The sequence below is a fragment of the Dickeya aquatica genome (genome assembly GCF_900095885.1).
Lineage (GTDB): Bacteria > Pseudomonadota > Gammaproteobacteria > Enterobacterales > Enterobacteriaceae > Dickeya > Dickeya aquatica.
Map to the genome: position 1 here is coordinate 1,926,352 of NZ_LT615367.1, position 14,223 is coordinate 1,940,574.

The 14,223-nt window shown below is 52.3% G+C and carries 19 protein-coding genes and 2 pseudogenes; 4 read left to right on the top strand and 17 right to left on the bottom strand.

Annotated elements, in window-relative coordinates:
- Window positions 1–7: 7 nt before the first annotated feature.
- Window positions 8–859 carry a GPO family capsid scaffolding protein gene (locus DAQ1742_RS08660; protein WP_067487063.1) on the bottom strand — a complete coding sequence of 284 codons (852 nt, stop codon included), beginning with the start codon at window positions 857–859 and terminating at the stop codon, window positions 8–10.
- Window positions 860–1,002: 143 nt separating this feature from the next.
- Between DAQ1742_RS08660 and DAQ1742_RS08665 the strand changes: the two genes are divergently transcribed.
- Window positions 1,003–2,709, top strand: coding sequence for a terminase large subunit domain-containing protein (locus tag DAQ1742_RS08665; RefSeq protein ID WP_067487060.1), 1,707 nt, complete (start codon window positions 1,003–1,005; stop codon window positions 2,707–2,709).
- The gene (locus DAQ1742_RS08670) at window positions 2,709–3,764 is read left to right on the top strand and encodes a phage portal protein (RefSeq protein ID WP_083961061.1); all 1,056 of its coding nucleotides are present in this window, start codon (window positions 2,709–2,711) and stop codon (window positions 3,762–3,764) included. Before DAQ1742_RS08665 ends, DAQ1742_RS08670 begins: the two co-directional genes overlap by 1 nt.
- A 431-nt stretch (window positions 3,765–4,195) precedes the next feature.
- Here DAQ1742_RS08670 and DAQ1742_RS08675 read toward each other — a convergent pair whose 3' ends face one another.
- The 16 genes and pseudogenes from DAQ1742_RS08675 to DAQ1742_RS08745 form a co-directional block, all read right to left on the bottom strand.
- Window positions 4,196–4,564, bottom strand: coding sequence for a helix-turn-helix domain-containing protein (locus tag DAQ1742_RS08675; protein ID WP_067487057.1), 369 nt, complete (start codon window positions 4,562–4,564; stop codon window positions 4,196–4,198).
- A 64-nt stretch (window positions 4,565–4,628) separates the two neighbouring features.
- A complete protein-coding gene (locus DAQ1742_RS08680; RefSeq protein ID WP_067487054.1) occupies window positions 4,629–4,889 on the bottom strand; it encodes a type II toxin-antitoxin system RelE family toxin in 261 nt (86 codons plus the stop codon).
- Between the two features lie 174 nt (window positions 4,890–5,063).
- Window positions 5,064–5,234, bottom strand: coding sequence for a hypothetical protein (locus DAQ1742_RS08685; RefSeq protein WP_180706284.1), 171 nt, complete (start codon window positions 5,232–5,234; stop codon window positions 5,064–5,066).
- Window positions 5,235–5,402: 168 nt separating this feature from the next.
- Window positions 5,403–7,937, bottom strand: a complete 2,535-nt coding sequence (locus DAQ1742_RS08690; RefSeq protein ID WP_067487051.1) for a replication endonuclease — start codon at window positions 7,935–7,937, stop codon at window positions 5,403–5,405.
- A pseudogene (locus DAQ1742_RS08695) lies at window positions 7,930–8,954 on the bottom strand (DNA cytosine methyltransferase). The gene DAQ1742_RS08690 and the pseudogene DAQ1742_RS08695 overlap by 8 nt, the downstream one beginning before the upstream one ends.
- On the bottom strand, window positions 8,954–9,889 hold the full coding sequence (locus tag DAQ1742_RS08700) for a DNA adenine methylase (protein WP_067487045.1): 936 nt from the start codon (window positions 9,887–9,889) through the stop codon (window positions 8,954–8,956). The pseudogene DAQ1742_RS08695 and the gene DAQ1742_RS08700 overlap by 1 nt, the downstream one beginning before the upstream one ends.
- Before the next feature lie 31 nt (window positions 9,890–9,920).
- Window positions 9,921–10,082, bottom strand: a complete 162-nt coding sequence (locus DAQ1742_RS20945; protein WP_456298325.1) for a DUF7415 domain-containing protein — start codon at window positions 10,080–10,082, stop codon at window positions 9,921–9,923.
- Window positions 10,056–10,622 (bottom strand): annotated as a pseudogene (locus DAQ1742_RS08705) (3'-5' exonuclease); the annotation flags it as partial. The gene DAQ1742_RS20945 and the pseudogene DAQ1742_RS08705, both read right to left, overlap by 27 nt.
- Complete coding sequence (locus DAQ1742_RS08710) at window positions 10,619–10,843, bottom strand: TraR/DksA C4-type zinc finger protein (RefSeq protein WP_067487042.1); 225 nt, start codon at window positions 10,841–10,843, stop codon at window positions 10,619–10,621. The pseudogene DAQ1742_RS08705 and the gene DAQ1742_RS08710, both read right to left, overlap by 4 nt.
- Window positions 10,830–11,063 carry a hypothetical protein gene (locus DAQ1742_RS08715; protein WP_067487038.1) on the bottom strand — a complete coding sequence of 78 codons (234 nt, stop codon included), beginning with the start codon at window positions 11,061–11,063 and terminating at the stop codon, window positions 10,830–10,832. The genes DAQ1742_RS08710 and DAQ1742_RS08715 overlap by 14 nt, the downstream gene beginning before the upstream one ends.
- Window positions 11,063–11,293: a DUF2732 family protein gene (locus DAQ1742_RS08720; protein WP_067487035.1), complete on the bottom strand. Its 231-nt coding sequence runs from the start codon at window positions 11,291–11,293 to the stop codon at window positions 11,063–11,065. Before DAQ1742_RS08720 ends, DAQ1742_RS08715 begins: the two co-directional genes overlap by 1 nt.
- A gap of 64 nt (window positions 11,294–11,357) precedes the next feature.
- Window positions 11,358–11,699, bottom strand: a complete 342-nt coding sequence (locus DAQ1742_RS08725) for a DUF5347 family protein (protein WP_067487032.1) — start codon at window positions 11,697–11,699, stop codon at window positions 11,358–11,360.
- Between the two features lie 2 nt (window positions 11,700–11,701).
- Window positions 11,702–11,986 carry a hypothetical protein gene (locus DAQ1742_RS08730; RefSeq protein WP_145916190.1) on the bottom strand — a complete coding sequence of 95 codons (285 nt, stop codon included), beginning with the start codon at window positions 11,984–11,986 and terminating at the stop codon, window positions 11,702–11,704.
- A 100-nt stretch (window positions 11,987–12,086) separates the two neighbouring features.
- Window positions 12,087–12,428, bottom strand: a complete 342-nt coding sequence (locus tag DAQ1742_RS08735; protein WP_067487026.1) for a hypothetical protein — start codon at window positions 12,426–12,428, stop codon at window positions 12,087–12,089.
- A 2-nt stretch (window positions 12,429–12,430) separates the two neighbouring features.
- The gene (locus DAQ1742_RS08740) at window positions 12,431–12,646 is read right to left on the bottom strand and encodes a hypothetical protein (RefSeq protein WP_067487024.1); all 216 of its coding nucleotides are present in this window, start codon (window positions 12,644–12,646) and stop codon (window positions 12,431–12,433) included.
- A gap of 9 nt (window positions 12,647–12,655) precedes the next feature.
- Window positions 12,656–12,868, bottom strand: coding sequence for a hypothetical protein (locus tag DAQ1742_RS08745; protein ID WP_016940947.1), 213 nt, complete (start codon window positions 12,866–12,868; stop codon window positions 12,656–12,658).
- Window positions 12,869–13,079: 211 nt separating this feature from the next.
- Between DAQ1742_RS08745 and DAQ1742_RS08750 the strand changes: the two genes are divergently transcribed.
- Together DAQ1742_RS08750 and DAQ1742_RS08755 are read left to right on the top strand one after the other, a co-directional pair.
- Window positions 13,080–13,541, top strand: coding sequence for a helix-turn-helix domain-containing protein (locus DAQ1742_RS08750; protein ID WP_331889694.1), 462 nt, complete (start codon window positions 13,080–13,082; stop codon window positions 13,539–13,541).
- A 19-nt stretch (window positions 13,542–13,560) separates the two neighbouring features.
- Complete coding sequence (locus DAQ1742_RS08755; protein WP_067487021.1) at window positions 13,561–14,172, top strand: hypothetical protein; 612 nt, start codon at window positions 13,561–13,563, stop codon at window positions 14,170–14,172.
- Window positions 14,173–14,223 lie beyond the last annotated feature (51 nt).

Sequence of the window (14,223 nt, forward strand, 5' to 3'; positions counted from 1 at the left end):
AAATGGGTTAGCAATCGGCCAGAATGGTATCGCTCTGACTGTTATTGCCTGTTGCCTGCGGACGCTGTGAGAAATGACCGTCCTGCCGTTCCAGCAATCCCTTCAAGTCCGTCACAGACTGCGATAACTCGCCGACCTGCTGTTTCAGCGCCGTGTTTTCCTGCGCCATCGCGCTGAATTGGCTGATGCTGTCGAGCACGCCGCGCTGACTCTCGGCAATAGCCTCAACAGCCTGACGGATCTCGCCGTTTTCCTGACTGAATCGCTGCTGATTGCCGGTCAGCAACTCTTTGATGCGCGAAAAGAAACTGGCACCACTTTCACCAGCGGGCGGCGCGTCCTCAAACTCCAGCACAACCCCGGCGTCGGGCGCTGTCGCGGTAAACAGGCACTCCGGGGCACTTTTGCGGCTATCCAGCGGCCCTTTTCCTTCACAGCCCGCGTTAAATTCGAGGATGCCGACACCGAGACTGGCCGGGTCATCGGTCATCGCCAGTCCCATCAAATACGCTTCGCCGGTGTTTGAAAATGACGGGTGGACTTCGATGCTCGGATAGATTTTTTGACGCTGCTTGCTCAACGCAACCAGATCGGGCGTAGCATCGATCACCAGCTCCAGTGCGGCCTTTCCCTTCAGCGGGCCATCAGGGACAGTAACTTCTTTAGCACTGACCACATCACCGTACGCGCGGAAGTCGCTGCTGGGCGAATACCCTTTGATGTGCTCCAGATTGACGCGAGCGCCGCGCACCTGACTGCTATAGTTTTTCGCCATCTGCGTGATCCAGATGCGTTCGATCGGGCGGCCATCGCAAGCCACGCCCTCAACGGCGGCGATAAACGGTTTTGAAATCGGCATGGTAACCCTCGTGTAATGACTCTCATGTTCTGCACAGCCATCATCCCCGCCAGTGCCACACCGCGCTATTACTGCCGTTTGTCACCGCGCCCGGACAATCAACGCCGCTACGGTGCCACGCCCGCGCGCGGTAGCCTGCTGGCATGGAAAATGACATCCGCACCGACGCAAAACGCTTGTACTGGCAGGCGTACACAGTTCCCCAGATCGCAGAACGCTTAGGCATCAGCGCTAACACGCTATATTCCTGGCGACGCCGCGATAGCTGGGACAACAGCACGCCGATTGAGAGAGCAAAGGAAGTGACAGAGGCGCGCTATCTGCGCCTGATCGAGAAAGACGATCTGACCCCGCATGACTTCAAACTGATTGACCTACTTGGGCGACAGCTTGAGCGGTTTTCACGTGATGAAACCAAGGCAAAGGAGCGGCAGGAGCGCAAGAAAACCCCGAAAAATCACTTCACAGACGAGCAGATAGAAAAACTGCGGGCGCTGGTACTGGATAGCCTCTACGAACACCAGCGGCGCTGGTACAAACAGCGCAACCGGCGTAACCGGTTCATTCTGAAATCACGCCAGATTGGTGCCAGTTGGTACTTTGCACGTGAGGCGCTGTTACGCGCGCTTGAAACCGGCAACAACCAGATTTTCTTATCGGCCAGCCGCGCACAGGCGTTCCAGTTCAAGCGATTTATTCAGCTATTGGCCCGCGATGTCGGTGTCGAGCTGAAAGGCGGCGACGCCATCATGCTGTCAAACGGTGCCACTCTGTATTTTCTCGGCACCAGTGCCGCAACAGCGCAGAGCTACACCGGTGACTTGTATTTAGATGAAGTCTTCTGGATCAGCAACTTCATCAATCTGCGGAAAGTCGCGGCAGGGATGGCAACACATAAAGGGCTACGCCGCACTTATTTTTCTACGCCGTCCAGCGAAGAGCACGAAGCGTATGGCTTTTGGACTGGCGAGCACTACAACGAGTCGCGACCGCAATCTGAACGCATCAGCATTGACACCTCACACAAGGCACTGAAAAACGGGAAGCTGTGCCCGGATAACATCTGGCGTCAGGTTGTAACCATTCATGACGTAATCAATCAGGGATTCGACAAAATCAGCCTGGCCGAAATTCAGGGCGAAAACAGCCCGGACGAATTCGCCAACTTGTACGAGTGCATATTCCTGAAGCGAGGCGAACGCGCGTTCAACTACAGCGCATTAGTACGTTGCGGTGTTGATGGCTATAACGATCACGTGTGGTCTGACTGGCGACCATACACCTTGCGACCGCTGGGCAACACACCTGTGTGGCTGGGGTACGACCCCAACGGCGGCAGCGGGCAGGGTGACAGCGCCGGAATATCTGTCGTCGCGCCGCCGTCTGTTCCCGGCGGTAAGTTCCGCGTAATCGAAACACGACAACTACGCGGCCTGACGTTTGAGCAGCAAGCCGAGGTCATCAAGGAGCTAACACAGCGCTACAACGTGCAATACATCGGCATTGATGGCACCGGGATCGGTGATGCAGTGCACCAGCTGACACTGAAATTCTTCCCGGCGGCGGTCAAGTTCCAATACTCACCAGCCGTCAAACGCATGCTAGTACTCAAGGCACAGCTGGTTATCCGCTCAGGCCGTCTGGAGTACGACGCGGGCAACATGTCGCTAGTGACGTCATTCATGACCGTCCGCAAGTTGCAAACCCCAGGCGGCATAACCACGTATGCATCAGATCGTACTAAAAACGCCAGTCACGGTGACATAGCATGGGCAACGATGCACGCGCTACAAAACGAACCGCTGAACAGTGACACCGGCGGGATTGATGGATTTGTTGAGGACTTTTGATGACACGCAAGAAAAAGCCGCAGAGCAGCGGCACAGCTATCGTATCGCACGCCGTCGAGGGGGAGTTGGTGCAACAACAGGCTGTATCAGGGGTTGAATCGTTCTCTTTCGGTGACCCCACCCCCGTCATGGATCAGCGCGACCTGCTGGACTGCATGGAGTGCGCAAACAACGGGCGCTGGTATGAGCCGCCGATCAATCCCTACGGCATCGCGAGAATGTTCGACGTTGCTGTGCATCATCAGTCACCGCTGGCATTCAAGGCCAACGTTATCGCGAGCTGTTACCAGCCTCACCCGCTGCTAACCCGGCAGGCATTCAAGGCATTTGTGCTTGATTATCTGATATTCGGTAACGCGTACTTAGAGTTGCGCCGCAACCGGTTTGACCAGCCGCTGACGCTGCACCACGCCCACGCAAAGTATACGCGGCGTGGCATCGAACCGGGTCAATACTGGTTCGTCACGTATTACAACCCAGACTATCAGTTTCAACCCGGCAGTGTATTTCATGTGCGTAATCCCAGCATCCATCAAGAAATTTACGGCGCACCGGAATACATGGCTGTATTGCATTCGGCGTTACTGAACGGCGAAGCGACACTATTCAGGCGTAACTACTACATCAACGGCTCTCACGCTGGCGTCATCGTCTACCTGACTGACCCCATCACAAACACAACTGACGTTGACAAACTAAAGCGCTCATTGAAAGACGCGCGCGGCCAGGGTGCATTTAAAAACCTGTTCGTCCATGCGCCGGGCGGCAAGAAAGACGGGTTGCAGATCCTCCCGTTCAGCCAGATCGCGGCGAAAGACGAATTTACCGGCATCAAAGACGCGACGCGTGATGACATGCTGGCTGCGCATCGTGTGCCGCCAGTGCTAATGGGGATCATGCCGAGCAACGCCGGGGGGTTCGGCGACATTGAAAAAGCCGCGCGGGTGTTCTCTATCAACGAGCTGACACCGATCATGGAGACACTCAAAGAGCTGAACGACTGGCTGGGCATTGACGTGATCCGGTTCAACCCGTACGCACTGGCCGCCGGTTAACATTCAAAAATACTCACACTCACATTGCCACACCCCACGGGCCGCCAGTTGAGCGGCCCGTTTCATTCCCCATGCACACCACACCTCACAATACCGCCTCAGCGCCCCGCAGAGCAGCACACGCGCGACCTGCGTCCACGCAACGACACACCACACATCGCATTACCACGGCGTTCTGACGCAACAGAAACGAGTGAATAACACCACCCCTATATCACCCCTCAGCGCGCGAGGAGCTCCCCGCAGCGCCCGCACGCGAAAATCGTGTTTTTTTGTGCATCTTTGCAGTTCAGGGAAACCCGCGCCACGACTGGCCCGGCGAGGTATAAACACCATCAGATTTTTTGTGCATTTGTGCGCGGAAATTTTGCAGTGATTTTCACCAATAAAAAACCCCGCACAGAGCGGGGTTCATTAGCAACACCAGCAAATCACAAAATCATCTGTTCAGGCCGGCACCCATACAGTTCAGCCAATTTTTCGCGGGTTTTCTTTTGTGGTCGAGAGTCTTTTGCTTCCCACTGAGACACCGCTGATTGTGTCGTCCCCAGCCGTTCCGCAACATCGTACTGAGATAGCCCACGGTAAACACGCCAGGCGGCCAACAGGCTGATATCGTCACGAAACATAATGTTGACCACCTCATTTGGCACGGTTTCATCATCATGCTCGTCGGCGGCATAGGGAATGGATTCATACCCGCTATCATCATTGGAGAGCAGGCTTTCGTACACATCTATCGGCAACACAACGAATTGCGGATTGCCGTTTACATCGTTGATAAATTGTAGTTTTGACATATTTTTATCCGGGCTTCTCTGATTCGTTATGTCATTGAGGAAACGGGCGGGTTTCCCCGCCTGATTAGTAGGTTGTTGACGTTCTGCGTTTAACCTCTTTTATTTCGCAGATCACCGGTTCGCCTTTGGTAATTTGGAAAATGATCCGATAGTCACCAACCCTCAGCCTGAACGCACCTTCTTGCCCCTTCAATGAGACAATATCCAGCCTGACAGCAGGGAAATTTTCCAGCTCAGTCACCTTCTCACTTATGGCGGTCTGATACCGTTTATCGATAGTCAGACGTTGTTTCAGTGCTTTCTTCGACCAGATCACCCTTACCATCTGTTTCCTCAGTTTTTAAAGAGCATATCCTCTAGGGATAAGATAATAATAAGACAAACCAGCATAAAACACAACAATTACTTATTATCTTATCACCCCCTTCTTATACTCATCACTGAAACCAGAAACCCGCTTACAGCGGGTTTCTTAATATGTTAATTATATCTCACCTAATCATTTGTCTTTGAAACTATTTACCTCACACTCTACCAGTTCATTAACCATTTCATTAATCCAGGCCAGCGCAATATCTTTATCATGCTCATCAACCCCAACACGCTCAGTCAGTTTTGCCAACAACCCTACACGCTCAATAAAAACAGATACTTCTACGCAACCCAACACATTTCACCCCACCACAAAACTGTATATAAATACAGAATAATGATTACATAGTATAAATTTCAATTTTAAAATATATGCAAATGAAACAGTGTTTTTATCTGTGATTACTAATCACCCAAAAGATTACAAAAAGCAACTTAAAAAATACTTAACAATCCCATCAACCCGTTATGACTCACGACTCAACTCACGCAGCACAGCAACCCGTTTCATCAAACCCGCATCATCAACCTGCTTTTTCTCTGCTTTACGATACAGTTCCCCGTTTCTTCTGGCGTAATACCGTTGTCCAGAAAAATCAATCGGATGACCCGCTGCTAGCCTGCTTGCCTCTCCGATGCTGATATCCCAGCCGATTGAGCGGGCGAAATCGGTAATACTGGCACGCCACTCGTCCGGCAGTTTGCCAACCACCTGTTTTTCAGCCGATTTGTTCCGTTGAGTAGTGGACGAGTGTTGATTATTCCACCGATCCGGCGGTTGAGTTCGCAACCTGGACAGCAGCGCCCGGCGTTCCGGGTCTGTCATGCGATCGAAGTCGGTGAAGGTTTGAGCGGATGTATCGCCAGGCTCTCCATCTGGCAGTTCACAGCTACCATCGTCATCCCCGTTTATACCTGCTGAAATGGCTGTTTTTTCATCGCCCGTAGAGTTATTGACAGAACTCCAAGCGTCGCCGGTTGGCGACGTAACGGCCAAACCACTCCCGGTGCCAATGCTGGCACCATCGTCAGCGGACTGCTTCTTTCGGATTTTCCACTTGATTAACCGGGTGCAGATACGGGATATCGCCCCCAGACGTGGAGAGAACACACCGAAGATTTTTTCCGGCGTCTCGCCGTAGGTGTTTTGTTCGTCAGCGTCTTCATAGGCAATGCGCACGGTGTAGCGCTCGCGTGGGATCAACACGCCGCCTTGCTTTTCGATGTACGTGGCAAAACAACCGGCGTCAGCCGATGCCAACACGGCATCCATTGCCGGGTCAGCAAGCTGCGCGGCCCCACGTTTAAACGTGCCGTTTTCTTTCTGGGCTGCGGTAAGCTGGTTTGCCAGGCGACGCAGTTCACGCCATACCGTGACTGGCGGCAGACCGAACGGCTGAAACTGTCGGATGCTATGTTGTGACGCCCAGGCCATCGCAAACTTTGCCGTTTCGCGTAATGGCTTGCCGGTTTCGTTATCCAGCTCACCATCCAGCGCGTAACCGTCGATATTTTTACTGATGTACTTCGCCACGTAAGCCGTAGCGCTGCCTTTTCTTGGATCGAGCTTTTTAGCCTTGAATCGTGCGCCGGTGTTGCGCCCCAGCTCCGCACGGTCTTCAGCAATAAAATACTCACGCAAGATATCAGTGATGGCCTTTCTGTCGGCAGGTGGCATAAACAGCAACACATGCCAGTGCGGTGTTGCATCGTGGTGCGGCTCGGCAACGCGAAAGCCATAAGGGCGCAAACTGCGACGGTTTAACGCAGACATGGCACGCGCCCAGGTACGACATAAGTAGCGCTGCCCCTGACGAGGGGAGGTGTGATCCCATTTTGGGTTTTGATGCCCGTTCTGAACATTAGCGTGATAACGCGATGGGCATGTGATAGTGAGGAAAACACCTTCATCACCCCGCGCGATTGCCACCATTTCAACACCGGCCATACGGGTCATCAGTTCATGGCGGCGAATAACGGGATTACTGATGCTGGCATACACCATGTTTTCTAACGAGGCGACGTTACCATCTTCATCAACCAGCTCATGCGCTTTAAAATACTCACGGTTTTTGCGGCGCTGCTCTTGCCACTGGTTGAGGGCATCAAGGCTGACATACGGCATTCGTTTTTTGTGTATCACGCCGATGGCGCGAAACTGATTTTCCCGCCATTCACAACGCAGTCGCCACAGTTTCCGCCCCCACCATTCAGGTGAAGTAATGCGTAAAATGGCGGAATAGATGCGGTGCCGGGCTTGTTCATCACCGATGACCAGCCCCCAGCACGGTGGCGTTACACGTAATGCCAGCAGTTCGCGTCCCAGATGGCGATATAGCCACTGCATTTCATCATTGGTCATCTCCTCCGGCGATGTGTTGCCGCACTCAGTTTCAAACATTTCGGTGACGGCGGCCGCCAGAGTGTGCGCGGCATTAATCACCTCATGTTTGGTAAACCCGGCCAGATGTGACCAACGCGGCCTCCAATAGGCCGCCAGTTCCGATGCAAAACCATCACGCACACCTTGCTGTGCGCGCACGGCATCCAGACGCAGCAGTGCTTTTTTCACGGTTCCCATAAAAAAAGCACTGATATGTCGCGGCTCGTGGTTCGCACGTAACCATTCAATTTTTTGGCGGTAAACATCACGGATAAAAGGCGGCTGCTCGTGCAAACGGGCAGCCACGCCCTCCGGCGTTGTCATCCAGCAGCTAATCGTTTCCTGATAACCCTGACGCTCTGTTTCCGCCAGAGCGCGCCGGATACGCAACTGCGTGCCGTTTGGCTCCTGCTGTTCCAACTTCGCCACGGCCTGACTAAGATTCCGGTCATCGCCTGCGGCCAAAGCGCGCTTAACCATCCGGCTCAGATGCCGTGTGACGGCAGGATGCAATTCATCACCGGCAACGAATAGAGACGGACTAAGATCAGCCACGCCCGACGGTGCGGAGATCGCCGGGCGTGGAGCGTTCCAGGGATAGGCCCACTGTTCAGGCATTGTCAGCGCACCCCACATACGCCGACACAAAAGCGGTTGCGACCTCTGCGTTTATCGCGTTCCCGTAGGCGCGCAGTCGTCCCACTCGGCTGGCAACCCCATTAGCCAGCGGGAATGCGCCGGGTTCAACTGGCCGCCATTTTCCATCCCGGCAGAAGATCCAGTCTGCATCACGCCAAAAACCGTTAACCTCAATGGCTGAACCAGTCCCGCCGCATGAGCAAGCATCACCTGACGTTTGTGCATCGCATTCATTCTGCGCTGCGGATTCGTTGGTGAATGATCCCCATCCTGAGCGCTCGGCGTCGGCCATCCGGACAATATCTTGCTTTCCGCATAAGGCGACCGGTTCCTGTTGCTGGTCATTGCCTGCGCCAAATCCTGCTCGGTCATCATTGAAGCGGTCGGCGTGGGCCATCCGGCCAGATGTACAGCGTCCCGCAAATGCGTTTGACTGGAGGGATTCATTGCAATAGCGGCCGCCCCCCTCCCGACCCATCCCACGCTGTTGGCGTTGGCCACCCAAAAAAGCCGCTGTCTGACGTTCGGCGCACCGAAGCCCGCAGCGCAGAGATCGATCGCTGCGCAGGCGTAACCCACGTTTTCCATGTCAGCTTGTACAGTGTCGAACCACGCTCGGCCGTCACTACTCGCAACCTGCTCTCCAAAGACAACATCAGGGCGGCGCTGGTGGATGAGGTGGAAGAACGCAGGCCATAAGTGCCGCTCGTCAGCAACCCCGCCTCTTTTGCCTGCCGAGCTGAAAGGTTGGCACGGGCATGAGCCTGTCCAGACGGGCTTACTGTCGGGCCACCCTGCACGGCGCAGTGCATAAGACCAGACCCCAACTCCTGCAAAGAAGTGGCATTGTGTGAATCCTCTAAGGTCATTTGCTGTTACCTCCTCAATTGAGCGAGTGTCAACGATGCCGGGCGCGATATGGCCGGCATCAATCAGATTACGCAGCCACTGAGCCGCGAAAGGGTCTATTTCGTTGTAGTAGGCTAATGGCTGCATCAGAACGGCTCCGCGTTCAACGCACCGGATGCCACCATTTCCTGATAGGTGGCATCGCCCATAGCTGGCCCACAGTCAGGGCAACAACCGCCACCATGACGCCCGCAGCCATCGCAGACAGGCAGCACACCAATCACTTCTTTTGCAGCGGTGCGGGTTATTGCATTCGCACCGGCCGAGCGCTGCACGCTGATTTCATGTAGCCCGAAATGCCGGTAAATCTCGCGTGTGGCCGGTGTATCGCTGTTTGAAATCACGCACTGAATGCCGTGCTGCCGGTTTGCGTCCAGCAGCGCATCAGCCAGCGCCTGATGGTCGGCGGCGGTAAATCCACCGGTGTGATATTGCGTGAAATTAGCAGTGTCAGATGCGGGAAGGTACGGCGGGTCGCAGTAGATAGCCGCTCCGCGCGCGACGAACGAAGAGAGGGTGATCTGAAACGGCTCACAGACAAAAATAGCCTGTGTGTCGCAGGCTTTTTCTGCAAACAACCGAATCTCGGCGCGCGGGAAATACGGCTTTGAATATTTGCCGTACGGGACGTTAAACGCCCCGGCCTTGTTGTAGCGGCACACGCCGTTAAAGCCATGGCGATTCAGGTACAGAAACAGCGCGGCTTTTTCAACGCTCGCAGAGAGCGTCAGGGAGTTAAACAGGTTGCGATTATCTGCATATGCATCAGCACTGTTGCCGTTGGCAAACAGCCCGCGCGCATATGAAATCAATTCATCGGTGTGGCGAGTGGCGACGCGGTACAGGTTAATCAGGTCGGCGTTGATATCAGCGAGCACATAGCGACGATATTCGGTATTCAGGAACACCGACGCACCGCCGACAAACGGCTCTATGAGGCAATTAGCATCCGGCAGGTGTGGTAACAGGTCGGGCATCACGCGGGTTTTCCCGCCCGCCCATTTGATGAACGGACGGATCATTTGCCGTACTCCCATTTACCACCAGGGGAAATTAATGCACCACCTGACCCCCCGTTTCTTGATCGCGGAAAATAGCGAGGCCAAGGGGATGCATAATTTCCTGATTAATGCGGACTAATAGTCCTCTCTGGCTTAATTCGTTCCAATCAACCCAGTCGCATCCGGCTAATTTTTCCGGCCTATTACCGACCAACCGAGACATAACAGCGGAAACCAACGCGACCTGACTGATCGCATCATCCAGCGCGTTATGCTTAACGCCTATGGTTTCTATAGTTCTGCAAAATCCGGTTACAGCTAGACTAACTTCCTTAATCGTTCTGACATCCCGCTCATTCCAGTATTTCCACGGAACATCCGTTTCCGCTCGCTCAAACGCCGCAGACAAAATAACGCAGTCAAATGATGGTGAATTGGCCCACACTTTTACTTCATTCAGGTTATCAGCGTTATCCGTCAGCCAATCGCTAAACTTATTTACAGCATCCCACACCGGAATGGCATCATCACTGACCAATTCCGCGCGCGCTTCCGCCGACTGTTTCAGCCACCATTTAATAGTGTCGCCATCGGGGATCGCACCGTTTTTCATGTCATTTTCAAAATCGACGCGGCAATAGAATTTCTCGCCTAATTCGCCGGTTTCTGGCTCAAAAAATACCGCCCCGATGGATGCGAGTGGTGCATTTTTATTTTTTCCCAATGTCTCTAAATCAATCATTACGTGATTCATAACGCACCCCGATAGTGTTTGTTTTTCAGTTCTGCATCGCCCTGGCAGTACACGCACAGACGCACACCCGGAACGGCGGCGCGGCGCGCGGCTTGAATGGGCGCATCGCAGCTTTCACAGACGAATGCAGCAGCGGCACAGCCCGACTGTTGCCGGGCCTTCTTGATTTGGTTGTCGCGGATGAACTGCTCGCGCTCTTGTGCAACGTCAATTGAGTCCATTGTTTCGCCTCCGCACCATTCCGACAGTTCCGATAGCTGCATCCAGCGACCGCCCGATTTCGGCCATTTTCTTCTCGACTCGCGCTTCCTCAGCTCTGAACTCAATCAGCTCACGAGCCATCGATTCGACCTCATGACTGAGCGCCCCAATAAACGGCGAGCCATTGCAAATTTCCCGCAGCAGCTCGTCACTGACGTTCTCCCTGATACTGTTGGTCATCAGTGCAACTCCTGAGCGGAGTGCTCAAAACGCTCTGATTCCTGACGTATCAGTTCCACCACTTCGGCAGCGGAAAGGTCGCGTTTTTGAGCGCGTACAGCCAGTGCCGCAAGGCGCAGTGAGAAGGAAAAATGCTGGTCTTTACGCTCTTCCAGACGGGCTTTATTCAGCAGCTCGACAAGTGCGCCATCAGCGGCGGTATTTACAGGCTTTAATTTGGTTGCAATCATTACGGTTTTCCTTTTTTCAGGTAATAGAAAGCCCGGCGGGTTTACGCCTAAAAATGTTTTTTTATTACAGTGGCAGAATTAAGTTTTTGGGGAATAAACTCACAACTGCTCGGAGCTTATTCATTGCTTTAATCAGCCGTTCTTTCTCGTCAGTGGTCAGTTCATTAAATTTCAGGTGATGCCGTTCTTTATCAATATCTGCTAACTCAAATATTGCTGACAGCACGCGCATATTCTTATGGTAATCGTCATCAATCTTGTCCCGCATATCGTCAATAAAGCGGCACATTTCTTTCTCACTGTTTGTCTTGAAGTGCTTCCCTCGCAGCATTGCAATGTGGTTTAGCCCGTCTGTTCTTTCCGCGATACTCAGCGGAATGGCGCGAGCGGACTCGGTGTTAGCCATAATTAGCCTTTCTTTGCCCAATTAATGGCAAATTCCGGTGCCTGCGTCATTCCATCGAGAAACCATTGATACGAATGGCTCTTGATAAACTGATACAGAGAATGATCGAGCCAATAGACAGCATCAGCCAATGACTCCAGCGACGACAAAACTGAAATCCGGTTGAAACCATTGTCGCTTCCGCTCTCTCTCACATCAGCAGGCTGAGATAAAAAACTCTGTGCAACATCATCGGCGGCCTGTAGCCATATTTCCGCATTGTGATTTGGCATAAAACCTCTAAACATTCCCCATTAGTAACCGCCTGCTGTCAGGCGCTTGCGAATGAAGCCGGGATGTTTCGACACGCCCGGCGCGTGTTTTCCCTGATGTTAAGCGCACCCAAAGTTATGAATTTTTATTGCCGGTTCTTATGGCCGCTTGATGCAGTGCATAGGTCAGCGCCTCGGCCAGGATGCGTAATTCAATTTCTGGTAAGCGGTTATGCCAGTATGTTCTGGCTCGGACGATATCCATCTGGGCATTGATCTGAGCGTTAACGTTGTTGTATAGCTCTTCCAGTAATTCGGATTCCCGTTTTTTTTCTTGATGACTTAACGGAGTTAGCTTTTTAGACAGCATCAGCCAATGACTCCAGCGACGATAAAACGCTAACCCGGTTGTAACCATTGTTGCAGTCGCCCTCTTGGCGGCCTGTAGCCATATTTCCGCATTGTGATTTATTTTCATTATTATCGCCTCGCTGTGTAAAGGTTATCGATATAACCGGTGGCTAATGCCAGCGCATCAAATAATCCATAAGACTGCCCAGCCTGACTAACACGATATCGGGTAATCGGGTTTAATGTTGTTCGCGGGCATTTAATAATTGATAAGCCACGATATACATTTGTGTGTTTGCTTAATTGTGTAATGGCGTATTGGCGGTCTGATTTTTTATTCTCCATGTGGCTCCTTTATATTTCACTGCTGGCGATGGCATCGCGCAGCATGGCAACGAGATTCACTTCTACTTTCTCGTTTGCTTTTTCTTTTGGCCGGATAATGATTTTTCCGCTTTTTACCATGCCCCGACAGGTTTCAAAGGGGATACCGGTTAATTCTGAGTATTTCCTGAGAGAAACATACGGCGTCGGGACATTGATATTGATGGTTAATCCTTTACTCATATCACCTATCCTTCAGCACTAAATGACTCCAGCCCCCGGAGAAAAACCAGTCTCGCCATGCTGGAGAGGGAACGGCTTTCTTTTTCAGCCAACGCTGCCAGTCTGGCGCGTTCATCGTCGGAAAGCCTCATGGGAGTAGGGCTGCGTGATGCAATCCCTCGCGGTAAACGCGACCGCTGATCATGATTTTCTTGTGTCATAATGGTATGTTGTGATCCACTATCATTCTGTGAAAATCATTATGGGATCAATAGATCTCTTTTGTCAAGGTGTGAAAGTGACCTTTAGATCTCAATGTGCCGAAAGATTGAAGTCCGAGCGGAAGCGATTGTCCTTAAATCAGGCTGATGTCGCTGAGTTGTGCGGGGTATCAAGAGAAACATGGGGCAAATACGAGAGAGGCTCCATGGTGCCAGGAGGAGATGTTTTGTTCTCTTTTGCTATGGCAGGAGCAAATATTCAATTTGTCCTAACTGGTGAAGAGTCTGGCGGCTTTGCTCTCTCTCGAGATGAAATTGAATTGGTCAAAAGCTTTAGAGTGGCCCCTTTAGCAGTAAAAGCCGCTGCACTGGGCGCATTGACTGCGGGTAGTTCTGCAACAGCAGGATCAATAAACATAACCGGTAGCGGCCAGCGTGTTGCTGGCAGGGACTATCACGAAAACAAAAAATAAATAAGGGAACGCTCCAGGAATGAGTGTTGAGTCTCATGGAAATGAAAACCGGCTGGCCGGGCGGGATTTTTACGAAAGCAGTATCACGGTCGATAAGATCAATATCGCTATTCCGGCGGCCAATGAAGAAAAACGCCCACTGGTTCCCGCGCAGCGTAAGCAGTTAAACCAACTGGTAAAAGAAATTGCTGACGGCGGCTATGAAGAGGGTTTTTCAGTGTGGCAGCGCGTCCATGCTGAAATTGGCGTCAAAAGCATTGACGATATGACGGTCAACCAGTATCAAACGGCGGTCAGTTATCTTCAGGCATTGCGCGACAGATACCGGGAAAAGGATGCCAGTAATGCGCTGGTTCATCTGCTATTGAAGAATACCCAGCAGGTAGATCAGCGGCAGCAATTAATTCATTACTGCCATATTCATTTCGGTACTGGACGATTAACTGAGCTGACCCGATCGCAGCTCCAGCAGGCGCTTTCATGGTTGGATGATCGTCAGTGTTCGACCGTTCCTGAACAAACTGCGCCTAACGCTCGCCAGAGCTGGCAGGAGGTGCTTAAAGCAGAACCATTGGTTTTCAGTGCTGTGTTTGTTGCTGGAATAATTCTTGGCGCTATTTTTTTTCGTTAGACGTATCGATAAGTAACATAAAAAATATCTCAACTCTAAAGATAGATAAAT

Coding starts and splice junctions, on each gene's coding strand:
- DAQ1742_RS08720 (WP_067487035.1), bottom strand. CDS start 11,293: ATGATTGCAACCAAATTAAAGCCTGTAAATACCGCCGCTGATGGCGCA.
- DAQ1742_RS08660 (WP_067487063.1), bottom strand. CDS start 859: ATGCCGATTTCAAAACCGTTTATCGCCGCCGTTGAGGGCGTGGCTTGC.
- DAQ1742_RS08675 (WP_067487057.1), bottom strand. CDS start 4,564: ATGTCAAAACTACAATTTATCAACGATGTAAACGGCAATCCGCAATTC.
- DAQ1742_RS08725 (WP_067487032.1), bottom strand. CDS start 11,699: ATGGCTAACACCGAGTCCGCTCGCGCCATTCCGCTGAGTATCGCGGAA.
- DAQ1742_RS08715 (WP_067487038.1), bottom strand. CDS start 11,063: ATGACCAACAGTATCAGGGAGAACGTCAGTGACGAGCTGCTGCGGGAA.
- DAQ1742_RS08735 (WP_067487026.1), bottom strand. CDS start 12,428: ATGAAAATAAATCACAATGCGGAAATATGGCTACAGGCCGCCAAGAGG.
- DAQ1742_RS08690 (WP_067487051.1), bottom strand. CDS start 7,937: ATGCCTGAACAGTGGGCCTATCCCTGGAACGCTCCACGCCCGGCGATC.
- DAQ1742_RS08745 (WP_016940947.1), bottom strand. CDS start 12,868: ATGAGTAAAGGATTAACCATCAATATCAATGTCCCGACGCCGTATGTT.
- DAQ1742_RS08700 (WP_067487045.1), bottom strand. CDS start 9,889: ATGATCCGTCCGTTCATCAAATGGGCGGGCGGGAAAACCCGCGTGATG.
- DAQ1742_RS08710 (WP_067487042.1), bottom strand. CDS start 10,843: ATGGACTCAATTGACGTTGCACAAGAGCGCGAGCAGTTCATCCGCGAC.
- DAQ1742_RS08740 (WP_067487024.1), bottom strand. CDS start 12,646: ATGGAGAATAAAAAATCAGACCGCCAATACGCCATTACACAATTAAGC.
- DAQ1742_RS08680 (WP_067487054.1), bottom strand. CDS start 4,889: ATGGTAAGGGTGATCTGGTCGAAGAAAGCACTGAAACAACGTCTGACT.
- DAQ1742_RS08665 (WP_067487060.1), top strand. CDS start 1,003: ATGGAAAATGACATCCGCACCGACGCAAAACGCTTGTACTGGCAGGCG.
- DAQ1742_RS08670 (WP_083961061.1), top strand. CDS start 2,709: ATGACACGCAAGAAAAAGCCGCAGAGCAGCGGCACAGCTATCGTATCG.
- DAQ1742_RS08730 (WP_145916190.1), bottom strand. CDS start 11,986: ATGTTTAGAGGTTTTATGCCAAATCACAATGCGGAAATATGGCTACAG.
- DAQ1742_RS08755 (WP_067487021.1), top strand. CDS start 13,561: ATGAGTGTTGAGTCTCATGGAAATGAAAACCGGCTGGCCGGGCGGGAT.